This window comes from Plantibacter sp. RU18, assembly GCF_050613355.1.
GTDB lineage: Bacteria > Actinomycetota > Actinomycetes > Actinomycetales > Microbacteriaceae > Plantibacter.
Genome location: NZ_CP159618.1, coordinates 3,436,972 through 3,454,477, shown reverse-complemented (window position 1 = coordinate 3,454,477; position 17,506 = coordinate 3,436,972). Strand labels below are relative to the sequence as shown.

General features: G+C 69.7%; 14 protein-coding genes. 9 read left to right on the top strand and 5 right to left on the bottom strand.

Annotated features, from left to right (window positions below):
- The first annotated feature begins 61 nt into the window (after nucleotides 1-61).
- The 4 genes from ABMA10_RS16605 to ABMA10_RS16590 all read left to right on the top strand — a co-directional run bounded on the left by ABMA10_RS16605 (nucleotide 62) and on the right by ABMA10_RS16590 (nucleotide 2,590).
- Entirely contained in the window at nucleotides 62-421 is a 360-nt protein-coding gene (locus tag ABMA10_RS16605) for a hypothetical protein (RefSeq protein WP_347867946.1), read from the top strand.
- Nucleotides 418-1,260 (top strand): SDR family NAD(P)-dependent oxidoreductase, encoded by an 843-nt coding sequence (locus ABMA10_RS16600; protein WP_347867945.1) that lies wholly within the window; start codon nucleotides 418-420, stop codon nucleotides 1,258-1,260. The genes ABMA10_RS16605 and ABMA10_RS16600 overlap by 4 nt, the downstream gene beginning before the upstream one ends.
- A gap of 72 nt (nucleotides 1,261-1,332) precedes the next feature.
- Nucleotides 1,333-1,506: a hypothetical protein gene (locus ABMA10_RS16595; RefSeq protein ID WP_347867944.1), complete on the top strand. Its 174-nt coding sequence runs from the start codon at nucleotides 1,333-1,335 to the stop codon at nucleotides 1,504-1,506.
- Between the two features lie 88 nt (nucleotides 1,507-1,594).
- Entirely contained in the window at nucleotides 1,595-2,590 is a 996-nt protein-coding gene (locus ABMA10_RS16590) for an SDR family oxidoreductase (RefSeq protein WP_347867943.1), read from the top strand.
- Between the two features lie 60 nt (nucleotides 2,591-2,650).
- Here the strand turns inward: ABMA10_RS16590 and ABMA10_RS16585 are convergent, their stop codons facing one another.
- Nucleotides 2,651-4,258, bottom strand: a complete 1,608-nt coding sequence (locus tag ABMA10_RS16585) for an AMP-binding protein (protein ID WP_431030698.1) — start codon at nucleotides 4,256-4,258, stop codon at nucleotides 2,651-2,653.
- A 73-nt stretch (nucleotides 4,259-4,331) separates the two neighbouring features.
- Here ABMA10_RS16585 and ABMA10_RS16580 point away from each other — a divergent pair, with 73 nt between their 5' ends.
- Complete coding sequence (locus ABMA10_RS16580; protein WP_347867941.1) at nucleotides 4,332-5,234, top strand: hypothetical protein; 903 nt, start codon at nucleotides 4,332-4,334, stop codon at nucleotides 5,232-5,234.
- Between the two features lie 2 nt (nucleotides 5,235-5,236).
- Nucleotides 5,237-5,932 carry a TMEM175 family protein gene (locus tag ABMA10_RS16575; protein ID WP_347867940.1) on the top strand — a complete coding sequence of 232 codons (696 nt, stop codon included), beginning with the start codon at nucleotides 5,237-5,239 and terminating at the stop codon, nucleotides 5,930-5,932.
- A 21-nt stretch (nucleotides 5,933-5,953) separates the two neighbouring features.
- Here ABMA10_RS16575 and ABMA10_RS16570 read toward each other — a convergent pair whose 3' ends face one another.
- Together ABMA10_RS16570 and ABMA10_RS16565 are read right to left on the bottom strand one after the other, a co-directional pair.
- Nucleotides 5,954-6,727, bottom strand: coding sequence for a DNA-formamidopyrimidine glycosylase family protein (locus ABMA10_RS16570; protein ID WP_347867939.1), 774 nt, complete (start codon nucleotides 6,725-6,727; stop codon nucleotides 5,954-5,956).
- A 101-nt stretch (nucleotides 6,728-6,828) separates the two neighbouring features.
- Complete coding sequence (locus tag ABMA10_RS16565) at nucleotides 6,829-11,685, bottom strand: ATP-dependent helicase (RefSeq protein WP_347867938.1); 4,857 nt, start codon at nucleotides 11,683-11,685, stop codon at nucleotides 6,829-6,831.
- Between the two features lie 87 nt (nucleotides 11,686-11,772).
- Between ABMA10_RS16565 and ABMA10_RS16560 the strand changes: the two genes are divergently transcribed.
- Together ABMA10_RS16560 and ABMA10_RS16555 are read left to right on the top strand one after the other, a co-directional pair.
- The gene (locus ABMA10_RS16560; protein WP_431030697.1) at nucleotides 11,773-12,060 is read left to right on the top strand and encodes a DUF1905 domain-containing protein; all 288 of its coding nucleotides are present in this window, start codon (nucleotides 11,773-11,775) and stop codon (nucleotides 12,058-12,060) included.
- Between the two features lie 60 nt (nucleotides 12,061-12,120).
- Nucleotides 12,121-12,690, top strand: a complete 570-nt coding sequence (locus ABMA10_RS16555; RefSeq protein WP_347867936.1) for an NUDIX hydrolase family protein — start codon at nucleotides 12,121-12,123, stop codon at nucleotides 12,688-12,690.
- A 59-nt stretch (nucleotides 12,691-12,749) separates the two neighbouring features.
- Here ABMA10_RS16555 and ABMA10_RS16550 read toward each other — a convergent pair whose 3' ends face one another.
- Together ABMA10_RS16550 and ABMA10_RS16545 are read right to left on the bottom strand one after the other, a co-directional pair.
- The gene (locus ABMA10_RS16550) at nucleotides 12,750-13,244 is read right to left on the bottom strand and encodes a GNAT family N-acetyltransferase (protein WP_347867935.1); all 495 of its coding nucleotides are present in this window, start codon (nucleotides 13,242-13,244) and stop codon (nucleotides 12,750-12,752) included.
- Nucleotides 13,245-13,357: 113 nt separating this feature from the next.
- Nucleotides 13,358-14,959 (bottom strand): DEAD/DEAH box helicase, encoded by a 1,602-nt coding sequence (locus ABMA10_RS16545; RefSeq protein WP_431030696.1) that lies wholly within the window; start codon nucleotides 14,957-14,959, stop codon nucleotides 13,358-13,360.
- A 478-nt stretch (nucleotides 14,960-15,437) separates the two neighbouring features.
- On the opposite strand from ABMA10_RS16545, the gene ABMA10_RS16540 reads away from it, so the two are divergent.
- The gene (locus ABMA10_RS16540) at nucleotides 15,438-17,453 is read left to right on the top strand and encodes a glycoside hydrolase family 127 protein (protein ID WP_347867933.1); all 2,016 of its coding nucleotides are present in this window, start codon (nucleotides 15,438-15,440) and stop codon (nucleotides 17,451-17,453) included.
- Nucleotides 17,454-17,506: the final 53 nt, after the last annotated feature.

The window sequence follows — 17,506 nt, the reverse complement described above, 5'->3', positions numbered from 1 at the left end:
GGGTGCAGAGCGACGCCGTTCAGCGGCGACGTGAGACGAGCTGTACAGGGGAGTGGTCCTGGTGGGAAAACTGATCTACGGGAGTTCGTCACGTGAGCTCGAACTCGACGATCGGACACTCGCTCACGTGAAGTCGATCGCCGTCATGAAGCTGCGGCGCAACGAATCCTTCACCATCTCCTGGCAACGGAACCCCGACACAGGCGGCGGGCGGGTCTCGATCTGGGTGCACCCCTCGATCTCGCTGCAGTTCGAGTTCGAGGAGGAGGTCCGACCGGAACTCAACCGCACCTGGCTCGAGGCGATGATGCAGGACGCGAACAAGACGGGCGATCTGCGCATCGGCCACGAGGTCCCCGAAGCGGCACCGACGAAGCCCGTCCGCACGAGTGAGCCCCGCGCGCGGAAGTCCTCCGCGTGAGCGATCGGGTGATCGTCCTCACCGGCGCGAGCGACGGTATCGGCGCGGCCGCAGCGAAATCGTTCGCGGACGCCGGTGAACACGTCGCCGTCGTGGGCCGCTCGCCGGAGAAGACGGCCGCGGTGGCTGAGCGGATCGGGGCTGCGGCCTTCGTGTGCGACTTCGCCGAGCTCGCCCAGGTGCGGTTGCTGGCCGAGCAGCTGCTCGGGCGATACCCCCGGATCGACGTGCTTGCGAACAACGCCGGCGGCATCTTCGGGGCGGAGCGCCAGATCACCACTGACGGCCACGAGCAGACGTTCCAGATCAACTACCTCGCGCCCGCGCTGCTGACCCGGCTGCTGCTCGACCGACTCATCGAATCGGAGGCGACGGTCATCAACACCTCGAGTGTCGCGAACCGGTTGTTCGGCACGCTCGATCTCGCCGGGCTCGATGATCTCGACGGCGCACGGTCGTACTCGCCGACGCGAGCGTACGGCGACGCGAAGCTCGCGCAGATCCTGTTCACGAAGGAACTCGCGCGGCGCTACGGAGCGCGAGGTCTCTCGGCCGCCGCCTTCCACCCCGGCGTGATCGCCTCGAACTTCTCGAACGCCTCCGGAGCAGCCATGCGACTGCTCTACGGGACAGGGTTCGGTCGCCGCCTCCTCAACACACCTGAGGAAGGGGCGGACACCCTCTTCTGGTTGGCAGAGAGCCAGCCGGGTCTCGACTGGACGTCCGGTGGGTACTTCGTGAAGCGGAAGCCGGCGCGGGCGAACCGCCGAGCGAACGACCCGGCGCTTGCAAGCGCTCTCTGGGACCGTACCTCGCAGCTCCTCGCCGAGCACCGCTGAACGAACCGGAGCCGCTCCATCCTCGCGGAGACCGCGCCCTCGCGCACGGGACTCCGGGCCTAGGCTGATGGGATGAGAGCGAACGAGTGGAACACCGCGCTCGCGATCGCCGGTGTCCTCGCCATCGCTGCGGCCGTGTCACTCCTGCTGCTCGGTCCTGAAGCCCCCGTCGTGTGGGGGCTCGTCTCCGGTGTACTGCTCGCCCTCGTCGTCGCAGTCATGTCGTACGTCAAGCGCGAGCGCTGACGCCGCGGACCATCTGCCATCGTCCGATCCGCCCGCCGATCCCGCGCGTTTTCGGGTGAGTCCGAGCGTGGTGCGGAAGGATGGAGCCATGACGACGACGAAGCGCATCCTGTTCATCGGCGGCAGCGGCATCATCTCAGCGGCGTCCGTCGCTCACGCAGTGTCGCTCGGCCACCATGTGACGGTTCTCAACCGCGGTCTCTCCGAGGTCCGGCCACTCCCTGCGGAGGTCGAGCTGCTCCGTGCGGACGTGCGGGACACCGATGCCGTGACCGAGGCCCTCGGCTCGCGCGAGTTCGACGTCGTCGCGCAGTTCACGGCGTTCACACCGCAACAGGTCCAGGCCGACATCGACCGCTTCGCCGGCCGCATCGGACAGTACGTCTTCATCAGCTCGGCCTCCGCGTATCAGAAGCCACCGCTCCGACTGCCGGTGGTGGAGTCGACGCCACTGCGCAACCCGTTCTCCGAATACGCGCGCGACAAGATCTCCTGCGAGGACGTGCTTGTCGCCGCCTACCGTGAACACGGCTTCCCGGCGACGATCGTGCGCCCGTCGCACACCTACGACCGCACCCTCCTCCCGACGATGGGCAAGCGCACGGACCTCGAACGGATGCGCGCCGGAAAACCTGTCGTCGTGCACGGTGACGGCACGACCGTCTGGACGATCACCCACTCCGATGACTTCGCGGTCGGCTTCGTCGGGCTGTTCGGGAGGCGCGACGTCCTCGGCGAGGCGTTCCACATCACCGGCGACCACGCACCCACCTGGAACGACATCATCAGGTGGATCGCGGATGCAGCCGGCGTGGAAGCGGACATCGTGCATGTGCCGTCCGACCTCATTGCCGAGATCCACCCGCCGCTCGGACCGACGCTCCTCGGCGACAAGGCGTTCCCGATGGTCTTCGACAACACCCGCATCCGGAGTCTCGTCCCCGAGTTCCACCCGAGGATCCCGTTCTGGGACGGAGCGGCGGAGATGGTCGAGTTCCACGACGCGAACCCGCACTGGCAGCCTGCGGACCCCGGCCTCGACGCGGCCTTCGACCGTATGGTCGCCGCTGTCGGGCGCGGTTGAGCCGTCCTCGTCCCGGTCTCCGAGCAACAGGCTCGGTGACCGGCGCGGGGCACTGCGGGCTCAGGCGTCGGCGCGCGCTGCCGCCTCGGCCGCGCGCAGGTCCTTGCGGAGGATCTTGCCAGAGGTCGACTTCGGGATGGAGTCCACGACCTCGACGCGCCGGATCTTCTTGTGCGGGGCGACACGTTCGGCGACCCAGGCCATCAGATCGTCATCGGCGAGCTCGGTTCCCGCCTGCAGCACGATGAACGCCTTGGGCACCTCCTGACCCTCGTCGTCGGGCACGCCGATGACGGCAGCATCGGCGATCGAGGGATGCCCGAGCAGGAGCGCTTCGAGCTCGGCGGGCGCCACCTGGTAGCCGTGGTACTTGATGAGCTCCTTCAGCCGCTCGATGATCCGTACCGTCCCATCGCCTCGGATGGTCGCGATGTCGCCGGTATGCAGGAAACCGTCGGCCTCGAGGGTCGCCGACGTCGCCTCCGCGTTGTTGAGGTAGCCGAGCATGACATTCGGGCCTGCGCACAGCAGCTCACCGGCGGCGCTCTCCCCATCGCTACCGGCCGCCGGGTACTCGACCTCCGCTCCCGTCTCGGGATCGATGATCTTGCACTGCATGTTCGGCAGGGTCGTGCCGACGCTGTCGAGCGAAGCGTCGTCTGCTCCGAGCGCGATCGCGTGGCTGACCGGGCTCAGCTCGGTCATGCCGTAGCCCTGGCGCATCCGGCAGCCGAGTCTGGCCTCGACCGCGTGGCCGAGTGTGGCATCCAGGGGTGCAGCGCCGGAGAAGATGGTGTGCACGCTCGACAGGTCGTAGTCGTCGACGAGCGGATGCTTCGCCAGCGCGACGGCGATCGGCGGAGCGATGAACACGTAGCTGCAGCGGTAGTCCTGGATGATCCGGAGGAACTCGACGAGGTCGAACCGAGGCATCGTCACGAGGGACGCGCGTCGCGAGAGCGCGAGGTTCAGCAGGACCGTCATCCCGTAGATGTGGAAGAACGGCAGGACGGCGAGGATACGGTCGTCGGCGACCATGCCGAGCTGCGGGATCGACTGCTGGACGTTCGCGACGAGGTTGCGATGCGAGAGCATCACCCCCTTGGGCCGCCCCGTGGTACCGGACGAGTACGGCAGCACGGCGATGTGCGTCGCAGGGTCGAACGAGACGTCCGGCGCCGGCAGCCGACGGACGAGCAGATCACGGAGTGACGCGTGCCCCTCGGCGCCGTCGAGGACCACGACGCGGTCCGTCGGGATGTCACAGGCACTCGCCGCGGTCAGCGCCTGCGGGAGCAGTGGCGAGACGGTGAAGAGCATCGACGCTCCGGAGTCCCGCAACTGCGCCTCGATCTCCTCGGCCGTGTACAGGCCGTTGACCGTCGTGGCCGTCGCGCCGGCGCGGAGGATGCCGTGGAACACGGTCGCGAAGGCAGGGACGTTCGGGGCGTGCAGGGCCACGACGTCGCCGATGCCGATGCCGGCGGCTGCCAGCGCCCCGGCGAGCGCGTCGATCTGGCCGATGAGCTGCCGGTAGCTCGTCTCGGCACCGGTCGTGCCGTCGCGGAGCGCTATTCGATCCAGGTCGCTCGGCGCGATACTGCCGAACAGGGAGTCGTACACGCTCAGGGCGGGGATCTCGACATCGGGATGCGGGCTGGTGAACACGAGTGATCTCCTTCGAACACCGGTGATGGTGGAGCGAGTCTACCCACGCCGGGTGGTCGTTAGGCTGAGACACGTGAACGCATCCCGCCCCATCCTCGGCCTGCTCCTCGATGTCGACGGCCCCATCGCCAGCCCGATCACCCGCACGATCAACATCCCGAGCATCGCGGAGGACCTCGTGGCGCTCGCGAACGCGGGGGTGCCGATCGCGTTCAACACCGGACGCAGCGACGCGTTCCTGCGCGAGGTCGTCGTGCCGCCGCTGCTCGCGGCGGGGCTCGCCGCAGACGTCCGCCTGTACGGCATCTGCGAGAAGGGCGCCGTCTGGTTCGGCTTCTCTGCTGCCGGGGTCGACGAGTTGAGCCTCGATGAGGACGTCGCCATGCCCGACGGCTACGGTCGGACGATCGAGGCACTGGTGAACGAGCGCTACGCCGACACCGTGTTCTTCGACTACACGAAGCGTGCGATGGTGTCGGTCGAGCAGCATGTCGAGGTCCCTGCCGCCGACTACGCCGTCGTACGACGCCACTTCGACACCGATGCCCGTGCTGAACTCGCGCGTCGCGGCTTCGGCGTGGAGCACGCTCCGGACCGGTTCCCCGACGACGCCGGGCTCGTGCAGTACCGGATCGACCCGACGATCATCTCCACCGACATCGAGTCCGTCCGGCTCGGAAAGGACCTCGGTGCCGAACGTGCGCTGGAGCTGCTGGAAGCGGACGGAGGTGCCCTGCCGATCGCCTGGCGCACGGTCGGCGATTCCCGGAGCGACTACGCCATGGCCGACTGGCTCTTCGAGCACGGCTACGAGGTCGAGCATGTCGACGTCCGCCCGGCCGACGGCGTCCCGGAGAAGCCGTACCCGGTGCTGACCCACTCGACCCTCATCCACGACGAGGCCGGCGCAGCCTACCTCGCGCGTTGGGTCGAGATGGTCCGGGGCGAAGCCATCGACGACGCAGACGTCGGCTGACCATGCCGAGCGACCGTGACGGTGCAGACGACCGCGAGACCGGGGACGACCGCGTCTCACGACACGTCGCACCGACCACGGATCGCGGGCTCGACCGGCTCGTGAACTTCAGCGATGCCGTCGTCGCCATCGCGATCACGCTGATCATCCTCCCGCTGGTCGACACCGCTCAGGAGTACGGCGGTGAACCCATCACGGAGTTTCTCGGCGCGAACGCGACCGGACTCGCGGCCGCAGCGCTCAGCTTCGTCGTGATCGCCAGCTTCTGGCGCGACCACCACCGCCTCTTCGAGCGCACCACGGGATACTCCCGCGCACTGGTGTCGCTCAACTTCGTCTGGCTCGCGGGCATCGTGTTCCTGCCGCTGCCGACGGTCCTCATCGTCGACGCCTCGGGTGAGGATCGCGGCGCCGCGATGCTCTACATCGGCACGATGCTCGTATCGATGGTGGCCGTCCGGCTGCAACAGCTCGTCATCGACCGCGACGGACTCCTCAGCGAGCAGGCTGCGTCGGGGCCGCGCTCGCGACTGCTCATGTGGGCGCCGACCGCGTTCATGCTGCTCGCGTTCGTGCTGGCTGCGGTCGTTCCAGGTCTCGGGACGAAGGCACTGTTGCTGTTGCTCCTGTCGTTGCCGCTGTCCTGGCTGGTCGGGTGGAGACGCTCGCATCGTCGCGCACCTCGACAGGCGCGGTGACCGGGCGGAAGGCGGCCCGCGTCAGTGCTGGCAGCTGGGGCACCAGTAGGTGTCGCGGAGGGCCGTCGGATCTGCTCCGAGCTTGCCGCGCATGATGCGTGTGCCACACCGGAGACACCGCTGGCCGTCGCGTGAGAAGACCCAGCTCGTGCGACCAGGCCTCGTGTCGCCGGTGGTGACGCGGTTGCGACGGTCGCGGTTGGCGATGATGAGCCGTGAGCCGAGCCGCACCGCCGCGGGCAGGTCCACCTCGGCGGTCGGTGTCGTGGGGAGGACACCACGGATGAAGCACAGCTCGTTCACGTACTCGTTGCCGAGGCCTGCGAGGTTGCGCTGGTCGAGGAGCGCGACGTGGATCGCCCGACCGTCGGCTTCGAGGTTCCTGACCGCGAGTTCCGGATCCCAGTCGGGACCGAGCAGATCGGGGCCGAGCCAACCGAACCGTTCCGCATCCTCGCTCGACGGGAACACCTCGACGAGACCGAGGTCGAAGCCCACAGTCACCCAGTGCTGCGTGGTCACGACGGCGCGCGCCTTCCAGGCGGGGCGTCGCCAGTGCTCACCAGGCTGATAGACGTGCCAGAGCCCCTCCATCTTCAGGTGTGTGTGCAGCGTGTGGTCGCCGATGTGATGGAGGAGGTGCTTGCCGCGTGGGATGACGTCGTGCACCGTGTCTCCGCGGAGGTCGACGGTCGCGAAGGCGGGGACGCGCATGTCGAACCCCGTCACGATCTCGCCGGCGAGAGCCTGCCGCAGACGATGCGCGGCCTGGAACACCGTGTCACCTTCCGGCATGAACTCCTCCGTCCCTTGCCGCTACGGTGCCACCCGTGTGCTGCGATGCGCAACCCATGGTGGTCGTCCCGCCTCGTGTGCCAGCTGCGCGGTCGCCCGGTTCAGCCACGGCGCATCCGCAGACCGCGCGGCGTCTCCACGAAGCCGGCCGCGCGCAGTGCATGTCCCGTCGGCGTGCCGAGCACGAATGCGCCGTTGACCTGCTCGATGCCGAGCTTCTCGATGCGCCCTGCGGTGACCGTCGCCGCCAGGGAACGAGCGCCGGCGAGCAGCTGCTCCTCGTCCTCGGTGAAGACGAGCGCCGTCTTGCCGCCGCGTTCGAGGTACCAGACGGGAGCGCCGTCGACGAGGACGACGAGTGCTCCTGCCTTCCGGCCAGGACGGTGCTTCACCCCGGTGACCTCCTGGCTCGGCCAACCGAGTGCGGCCCCGTACGGGTTCGCGGGGTCCGTCGCCGCAAGCGTCACGGCCGAGAGCGCTGGTGCGTCGTCGGTCTGGATGAAGCTGCGGAGTCGGTCGACCGTGCCCGAGGATGCGAACTGTGCTCCGCCGAGCCGCTCGACGAAATACCCGCGACGGCACCGACCGTTCTCCTCGAACTGCTTGAGCACACGGTAGGCGAGCGCGAATCCGCCGGTGACACCTTCGGCGACGACCGAGCCGCGCGTCACGACGCCGTACCGCTCGAGCAGCGTCTCGCCGGTCGCGACGGCACGGACGGTGGCGTCCTGTTCGGCCAGCGGGAGGATCGACCAGCGACCGCCGAGCGTCTGGCTCGCCCGCGTCGCCATCGGCGGGCGTTGCAGGTTGCGCCCCCGGTAGAGCTTCGACCGCGGTGTCTGGCGCTGCACCCGATGCGCGGAGGTACCGGAGCCGGTCCCGACGAGGGTGCGGAGCGGGGAGAAGGTGTCGTTGGTGACGAGACCCGCCCAGACGAGTTCCCACAGCGCGGCGACGAGGAGGGTGTCGTCTGTCGAGCCGACCGACTCGGCGAGCTGTCGGAAGAAGTACGCGCCACCGCTGCCGAGGGTCGTGAGGAGTTCCGTCTGGAGGGCGTCCGGAGTATGCGGCGTCGGCGAGAGCGGCAGGGTGAGCGGCGCCGTGTCGGCGAGATGGAGTGCGACCCAGCCGTCGTTTCCCGGGATGGAGCCGCTGCCTGACCAGACGACCTCGCCGGTCGCGGTGAGTTCGTCCAGCATCGCCGGGCTGTAGTCGGCGACGCGGGACGGCAGGATGAGTGATTCCCAGGCCGATGCCGGGATCGGTGCACCCGCGAGCTGGTCGATGACCGCGGCGACGCCGTCGACGCCGCGGAGGGTTCCGCCGAGGTGCTGCCAGGTGGGGAGGAAACGGGCGAACGCCTGCTGATCGACGGGCTCGACCTCGTGGCGGAGTGCGGCGAGCGACCGGATGCGGAGCTTCCGGAGCACACCGGCGTCGCACCACTCGGTGGCATCCGTGGGCCCGCGATCCGTGTCGTCCGCAGAGGCACCTCCGGCATGCTGGCGTCCGGCGGGGAGGAACTCGCCCTTGACGACCCGACCGGCGTCGGCGAGACGCCCGAGGGTGTGCTGCACGACGGCGGCTCCGAGACCGAAGCGCCTCGCTGCCTCCCCGGTCGTGAAGGGCCCGTGGGTGCGGGCATAGCGGGCGAGCAGGTCGCCGAGCGGATCGCTGACCGGCTCGGTGAAGGCCACCGGCACGCCGATGGGCAGCGGGGTGCCGAGGGCGTCGCGCAGGCGTCCGGCGTCCTCGATGGCGGCGAAGCGCTCCTCGCCGGCGATCGGGACACGGATGACCCGCTTGGTGCGCTCGAGTTCGGCGACGGCGGCGGACGCCCGCGCCGCGTCCGGTGCCCAGGATGCTGCGTCGTCGTCGAGGCCGGCCTCACCGACCGCGGACACGGTGACGCCGTCGAAGGTGCAGCGCGCTGCGATCTCCGTGACGGTGAGGGGACCGAGCATGCGGAGTGCGTCGGCGACGCCCTCGACACCCTTCAGTCGACGCTCGGGATCGAGTCGCTGCAGCTCGAGACCGGTCTGCTCGATGACGCCGGGGTCGAGGAGCTCACGCAGTTCGACTCGTCCGAGGAGTTCTCCGAGCATCGTGCTGTCGACCGCGAGCGCTGCGGCGCGACGTTCTGCGAGCGGGCTGTCGCCCTCGTACATGAAGGCCCCGACGTACCCGAAGAGCAGCGACCGCGCGTAGGGCGACGGCTGATCGGTCGTGGTCTCGACGATGCGGATGCTGCGCGACTGGAGCTCGCGCGCGAGCTGATCGAGCGCGGGCAGGTCGTAGACGTCCTGGAGACACTCGCGCAGCGTCTCGAGGATGATCGGGAACGTCGGGTACTGCTTCGCGACGTCCAGCAGCTGTGCCGACCGCTGCCGCTGCTGCCACAGGGGTGAACGCTTCTGCGGGGAGTAGTTGGGGAGCAGGAGCGCACGGGCGGCGCACTCGCGGAAGCGCGATGCGAACAGGGCGGACCCACCGACCTCCTGTGTGACGAGGGCGTCCAGTTCCTCCGGTTCGAACACGAACAGCTCGGCACCCGGCGGTTCGGACTCGGTGTCGGGAAGACGGACGATGATGCCGTCGTCGCTCGCGACCGCCGACCCGTCGACGCCGAGGCGCTCCTGCACGCGTGCACCGACCGCCAGCGCCCACGGCGCGTGGACCCGGAGGCCGTGCGGGGAATGGAGGATGACGCGCCAGTCGCCGAGCTCATCGCGCGACCGTTCCACCACGAGTGTCGTGTCGTTGGGGACGATGCCCGTCGCCTCCCGCTGTTCGCGGACGTAGGCGAGCAGGTTCGAGATCGCGCGCTCGTCGAGGCCCGCCGCCTCCAACCGGGCGGTCGATGTCGTGCCGGTCGTGTCGAGCTCGCGGACGAAGGAACCGATCGCCCGGCCGAGCTCCGCCGGACGACCGATGCCGTCGCCCTTCCAGAACGGCAGCCGGCCCGGCTGACCGAAGGCGGGTGTCACGAGCACGCGGTCGTGAGTGATCTCCTGGATGCGCCAACTCGTCGCGCCCAGCGCGAACACGTCGCCGACGCGGGACTCGTAGACCATCTCCTCGTCGAGCTCGCCGACGCGGGCGCCCGCCCCGGACTCGCCGACCATGAAGACACCGAACAAACCGCGGTCCGGGATGGTGCCGCCGCTCGTGACGGCGAGGCGTTGCGCTCCTGGACGGCCGGTGAGGACGCCGGCGTCGCGGTCCCACACGATGCGAGGACGAAGCTCGGCGAACTCGTCCGACGGGTAACGGCCCGCCAGGAGGTCGAGCGTGGCTTCGAACGCCGATCGGGGGAGGGACGCGAACGGGGCGCTGCGCTTGACCGTCTCGAACCACTCCTCGACGCCGAGCTCGTCGAGTGCGACCGCCGCGACCGTCTGCTGGGCCAGGATGTCGAGCGGATTCGACGGGACCTCGATGGCTTCGATGAGCCCGGCCTCCATGCGCTCGGTGGCGACGGTGGTGCTCACGAGGTCTGCCCGGTGCTTCGGGAACAGCACGCCCCGCGACACCTCGCCGACCTGGTGGCCGGCACGACCGACGCGCTGCAGACCGCTCGCGACACTCGGTGGTGACTCCACCTGGATGACGAGGTCGACCTCGCCCATGTCGATACCGAGCTCGAGGCTCGACGTGGCGACGACGCATCGCAGCCGACCGGACTTCAGGTCCTCCTCGATACCGGCGCGCTGCTCTTTGGAGACGGACCCGTGGTGCGCGCGGGCGAGCAACGGCACCTCGTCGTCGTCCGAGGATATGGACGCCGTGCCCCGGGAGCCCGCCGCTGCGGCGCTCGCCGAACCCCGCGTCTGCCCGCTCTGCGCCATCAGCTGCGCCGGTGGGCGTCCGGCGCCCGGGGTCACCAGCTCCTGCTCGCTCGTGCGCGCCTCGTTGATCTCGTTGAGCCGCGCGGTGAGGCGCTCGGCGAGCCGGCGCGAGTTCGCGAACACGATCGTGGAGCGGTGGGCGAGCACCCGATCGACGATCGCCTCCTCGACGTGCGGCCAGATGCTGCCGACGCGGTCCTCGCCGCCGCCGTCGCTGTTCGGGGTGTAGCCGGTGAAGCCGCCGCCACTGCCGTCGGCATCGGAATCGGCAGGCTTCGCCATACCGGCGTCAGGGTCGGTCATGTCGTCGACGGGGACGACGACCCGGAGGTCGAAGGTCTTCGCTGCGGGAGGCGACACGATCTCGACGGGGGAGCGACCGCCGAGGAAGCGCGCGACCTCCTCGGCGGGGCGCACCGTCGCCGAGAGACCGATGCGCTGCACCGGCTTGTCGAGCATCGCGTCGAGGCGTTCCAGCGAGACGGCGAGGTGCGCGCCGCGCTTCGTCGACGCGACGGCGTGGATCTCGTCGATGATGACGGTGTCGACGGTGCTCAGGGTCTCGCGGGCGGCGCTCGTCAACATGAGGAACAACGACTCCGGTGTCGTGATGAGGATGTCCGGTGGTTCCTTGACGAGCGCGCGGCGGTCGGCCGACGGGGTGTCGCCGGAGCGCACGCCGACGCTGATCGTTGGCGGTTCCGTGCCGAGGCGCCGGGCGGCCTGCGCGATGCCGACGAGCGGTGTGCGGAGGTTGCGCTCGACGTCGACACCGAGCGCCTTGAGGGGGGAGATGTACAGGACCCGGGTGCCACGCGAGCGCTTCCGTTGGGCTGCAGCGGCCTCTGCCTCGTCGGCTTCGAGGCCGGTGAGCGGAACGCCGGTGCGCGGATGAGCGCTGTGCTCGGCGATGGCCTCGGACAGCAGCCGGTCGATCGACCACAGGAATGCGGAGAGGGTCTTGCCCGAGCCAGTGGGGGCGACGACGAGCGCGTTGGCGCCTCGTGAGATGGCATCCCAGGCGCCTGCCTGGGCGGGCGTCGGCGCGGCGAACGCCCCCGTGAACCAGTCTCGTGTGGCGGGGGAGAAGCGCTCGAGCACCTCGGTCATGGGATCCATCATCCTGCACGGCACCGACACCGCGGCCCTCTCGAGGGAGGGGCTGACATCGTCGGGCCACGCCGCTACCGTTGGCGCATGGAGCTGCGATTCAGCGGAGCGGTCTGGTACTGGCGTGGCCCGGCGCCCTTCCACTTCGTGACGGTGCCGCCCGAGGAGAGCGAGCAGATCGCCGCCATGGCCCGGATCCTCAGCTACGGGTGGGGCATGATCCCCGTCACGGCGCGGATCGGTACGACCTCCACGACGACATCGCTCTGGCCGAAGGACGGCGGCTACATCGTGCCGGTCAAGAAGCAGGTGCAGCTGGCGGAGGAGCTCGACATCGACGACGTCGTCACCGTCGAGCTGTACCTCGCGGTGTGACGGAGCAGCCACACCTCTCCGCCTGAATCGCCGGTCGGTTCCATACGGTATGAAGGACCTATGAGCGTTCGCACCCCTGACCCCAACCCGGAACCCGATCTTCCCGGCAATTCCAACCCGGGCTGGCTGTCGGACGTGGAGCTCGAGGAGATCCGGCGCCGACTCCCACTGCTCTACGTGGAGGCCGTGCCGGTCCGCGTCGACGGGTTCGGTGTCGTGACCGAGGTCGGCGTGCTGCTGCGTGCCACCGCCCTCGGAGAGATGACCCGCACCCTCGTCTCCGGTCGTGTCATGTACGGCGAGACCATCCGCGACGCGCTCTTCCGTCACCTCGAGAAGGACCTCGGCCCGATGGCGTTCCCCCTGCTTCCCGCGTCTCCCGTGCCGTTCCAGGTGGCCGAGTACTTCCCGCTGCCGGGGCTGTCGCCGTACTCCGACGACCGCCAGCACGCCGTCGCGCTCGCGTACGTCGTGCCGGTCAGTGGGACGTGCGAGCCGCGCCAGGACGCGCTGGAACTCACCTGGATGACTCCGGAGGAAGCGTCCTCCGACGCCATCGCCGCCGAGATGGAGGGCGGCCGAGGCACGCTGCTACGCGCGGCCCTCGCCTCCGTCGGCCGTCTCCGCTAGCAGTACAGCTCGCCGCTCGCTGGCCGCCGAGTCGTCGCGGGGGCGTTCGGCCGCGAAGCTCAGCGGGTGAGGCGGACCTCGTCGATGGTCTCACCGAGGAACGGCTCGGTGCGAGCCTCGCCGTCGGCGCGGAAGCCGTTGCGCTCGTAGAAGCGGTGCGCGCGCGGATTGTCCGCTGCAACCCAGAGGTAGGCGGGCTGTCCGTCGCTGATCGCGGCGTCGAACAGCTGCTGGCCGATACCCGTGCCGTGCCAGGCGTCGAGCAGATAGACGAAGTACAGCTCGCGCTCGCGAGGCATGTCCGCGTCGCGGCCCGGGCCGGAGCCGGAGAAACCGACGATCTCACCGTCGACCAGCGCGGCGAAGTGCGTGTACTCCGGGCCCTGGGCGGCCCAGTGGGTCCACAGTTCCGCCATGCGGCGCGGGGAGAGCTTCGCGAGGGTTGCGGAGCTGATCAGGTGGTCGTACGTCTCGTGCCAGCAGGTGGCGTGGACACGCCCCAGGGACTCGGCATCGACGTCGCGGATGGGGCGAACAACTGCGTTGGCGTTCATGTTGGAACCGTAACCCGCCGGACCCCGTCGCGCGAAATCGAGTGGCTCATGGGACGACGAAGCGCCGCCCACCCGGAGGTGGACGGCGCTTCGATCACCGTGTTCGCCGCAGACTAGTTGCCGCTGGACGCGCGACGGTTCGTGCGTGGGCGCGAGGACTCGGCGGGAGCGCCGGAGTTCGCTGCGTAGCCCGTGCTGTAGTGCGTGCGGCTGCCGCCGGTGGACGCTCCTGCGCCACCCGAGCGACCGCCGCCGGAACGAGCTGCTCCGGAGCGCTGTCCGCCCTGGCCGCCGGCGGCGCCGGCTGGACGGCCGCCACGACGAGCGCCGCCGGCCTGTCCGCCTTCGCGCTGTCCGCCCTGCGCGCCGTCACGGCTGCCGCCACGGGCTCCGTCGCGGTCGCGGTGACCGTTGCCGAGGCCGTTGCCGTCGCGGGCTGCGCGCTTGCGCTGGGCGTTGGCGCCCTGCGAGCGACCGCCGCCACCACCGCCCTGCTGCTGCACGGCCGCACGCGGCGCGGGCTTCACGTAGGCGGCGACATCGCCGATGAGCTCGAGGACCGCGGGTGAGGTCGCGGTGACCGCCTGCGGGGTGACGTTGATCTCGGCCTTGCGGAGGAGCTTCTTGAGGTCGTCCATCTGGCCGGGGATCGCGAGGGTGACGACGTCACCGGCGCTGCCTGCACGAGCGGTGCGGCCCGAGCGGTGCAGGTAGGCCTTGTGCTCGGTCGGCGGGTCGACGTGGATGACGAGTTCGACGTCGTCGACGTGCACGCCGCGGGCGGCGACGTCGGTGGCGACGAGGACCTTCGCGGTACCGGCGCTGAACGCGGCGAGGTTGCGGTCGCGGGCCACCTGCGAGAGGTTGCCGTGCAGGTCGACGGCGGGGATCCCGGAGTCGGTGAGCTGCTTTGCGAGCTTCTTCGCGTGGTGCTTGGTCCGCATGAACAGGATGCGACGGCCGGAACCGGACGCGAGGGCCTGGATGAGGTCCTTCTTCGACTCGACCGAGGCGGTCGTGAAGACGTGGTGGGTCATCGCGGCGACGGGCGAGTTCGCCTCGTCGACGGAGTGGAGCACTTCGTTCTGCAGGAACTTGCGGACGAGCTTGTCCACGCCGTTGTCGAGCGTCGCGGAGAACAGCAGGCGCTGTCCGCCACGGGGGGTCTTGTCGAGGATGCGGGTGACGACGGGGAGGAAGCCGAGGTCGGCCATGTGGTCTGCCTCGTCGAGGACGGTGATCTCCACGGCGTCGAGGTTCACGAAGCCCTGCTTCATGAGGTCTTCGAGGCGGCCGGGGCAGGCGATGACGATGTCGACGCCGGCGCGGAGGGCTTCTTCCTGACGCTTCTGCGAGACGCCGCCGAAGATCGTGGTGGTCTTCAGCGAGTATGCGTCGGCGAGCGGCTGTATGACGGCGGCGATCTGCGTGGCGAGTTCGCGGGTCGGGGCGAGGACGAGGCCGAGCGGGCGGCCGGGGCGACGCTTGCCGCCGGCGAGCGAGCCGCCGAGGCGCGCGACCATCGGGATGCTGAAGGCCAGGGTCTTGCCGGAGCCGGTCTTGCCGCGGCCGAGGACGTCGCGTCCGCCGAGGGTGTCGGGGAGCGTGTCGATCTGGATGGGGAACGCGCTCGTCTTGCCGTCCTTCGCGAGGGAGGCGACGAGTGGTGCAGGGACGCCGAGGGCGTCGAACGTGATGGGGGCTGCTTCGGTCATGGGTGTGTGTCTCTTTCAGGCACGGCCACGAGCTTCGATGACGGCTGCCGGCGCACTCGTGTGCGGTAGCGGGCACTGCCGGGGTGACCACGCACGTGATGATTCACGTGGATGGTACGGCGTGCTTCCGTCGGCGTCGTCGCTGGTGGGAGGTGGCGAAGGCGCTGGTCGCGCATCCGTTCGCCGTATGAAGTGTCATCGACCCTGGCATGCACCGCTGGGTGCCGCGTAGGGGAGAGAGGGAGCGTTCTACGACGCAAGCGAGTACCGCACCGGATGGCGCGATCGCACGCAAGTTCCTCCAGCGTAGCGCATCCGGCGAGGAGTCTGCTGGGAGTGGCGCGTTACGGCTGTGTTTCCATCTCTTGAAATCGGTCGAGGGCGCTTGACAGTCCGCTGGAGCAGGTGAGTAATGTGTCACCCACCACAAACACCGATCCGTGTACTGTGTCACACGGTACAGAAAGGCCTGTCGCCCATGAGCTTCGACGAAGACGCCCGAGCAGCGAGCACCGCGGTGCACGCGGGGAGCCAGGCGGCCGCCGTCCACCCGATCGCCGGGCACCGTATCCCGTTGGCCGCCGGACAGGTTGCGCTGGGAGACGGCGAACTCGGTGCGTGGCAGCGTCGGAACCGCGACGCCACCGTCCCGCACGCGATCGAGCAGCTCCGTCTCGCCGGCAACCTCGACAATCTGGCGAGGATCGGCGACCCCGCTCACGGTGCGGACACTTTCCGCGGGCGGTACCCGTTCCTCGACACCGACGTCTTCAAGACGCTCGAGGGCCTCGCCTACCTGCTCGCCGAGGACGAGGTCGTCGGGGCGGCACCCGGCGAGGTCCGCGCCTTCTACGAGGAGGCCGTCGGCGTCATCCAGGCGGCGCAGCGCGAGGACGGGTACCTCAACTCATACTTCCAGGCACCCGAGATCGACAAGCAGCCCTGGGACGATCTCGCCTGGGGACATGAGCTGTACAACCTCGGGCACCTCATCCAGGCGGCCGTCGCGGCGAACCGTCGGCTCGGCGACGCTCGGCTGCTGAAGGTCGCCCGCGCCTTCGCCGACCTCGCCGTCCGCCGGTTCGGTCCCGACGGCGACGCGCAGGTCTGCGGGCACCCCGAGGTGGAGATGGCGCTCGTCGAACTCTTCCGCGAGACCGAGGAGCGCGCCTACCTCGAGCTGGCGACCGCGTTCATCGACCGCCGTGGCCATGGCAGCGTCGACCTACGGGTCTTCCCGGCGGAGTACTTCCAGGACTCGGCGCCCCTCCGGGAGCTCGACTCGGTGACCGGTCACGCCGTCCGCATGGCGTACCTGGCGGCGGGCGCCGCCGACGTCGCCCTCGAACGTGGTGATGAGGGACTCCTCGCGTCGCTGCAGCGTCTCTGGGACGACATGGTCGAGACGAAGCTCTACCTCACGGGTGGCCTCGGCAGTCGGCACTCCGACGAGGCGATCGGCGACCGGTACGAGCTGCCGTCCGAGCGCTCCTACAGCGAGACGTGCGCCGCGATCGCCGTGATGCAGTGGGCCTGGCGCATGTACCTCGCGACCGGGTCGGCAACCGTCCTCGACACCTTCGAGACCGTCCTCTACAACGCCTATGCCGCCGGTCTCTCGGCCGACGGAACCGCCTTCTTCTACGACAACCCGCTGCAGCGCCGCCCCGACCACCTCCAGCGGTCGGGGGCGGAGCCGGACGGCGAACTCCTCCGGCGCAGCTGGTTCGGCTGCCCATGTTGCCCACCGAACATCGTGCGTTGGACCGCCGAACTCCAGGACCATCTCGCCGTGGCCACGCCGGCGGGGATCGAGCTCGCCCAGTACACGGCGGCGACCATCGTCACCGACCGCCTCTCCTGCACCGTCGACACCGCCTACCCCTGGGACGGTGCGGTCACCGTCACCGTCGACGACGCTGAGGACGCGATGTTCGAGCTCGCCCTCCGGATCCCCGGCTGGGCCCGGAACGCCACGATCCGCATCGCGGGGGAGACCCTCGACGCCCGACCGGTCGACGGCTGGGTTCGGCTGAACCGCCGCTGGGCGCCGGGCGACACCGTGGAGCTCGACCTCCCGATGCCCGTCCGGGCGCACGGCGCGCACCCCTCCGTCGACGCCCTCCGCGGCTCGATCGCCTTCGCCCGAGGGCCGATCGTCTCCTGCGCCGAACAGCAGGACACGACTGCGGACCTCGACCTCCTGCGGTTCTCCGGGGCCGACGCGGCCCGAGCGGTCGCCGAGCACCGTCGGATCCTCGACACGGAGGCGGTCGACGCCGTCGCGCTCCTCATCCCGGCGGCCGTCGACGCTCCCGCTCCAGCCGTGCTCTACCCGGTCCTCTCCGGTGGGTCCGAGGCTGAGCCCACCACCACACCGCTCGCCGACGTCGCGACACGGACGACGACACCGACCACCGCGACCCTCATCCCCTACGCCCTCTGGGGCAACCGCGAACCGGGCGCCATGCGCGTCTGGTTCCGCGCCCGCTGACCTCCTCCCGTCACCGCCCCGCTCCACCCTCTCCACCCTCGGGCGACCCGCCC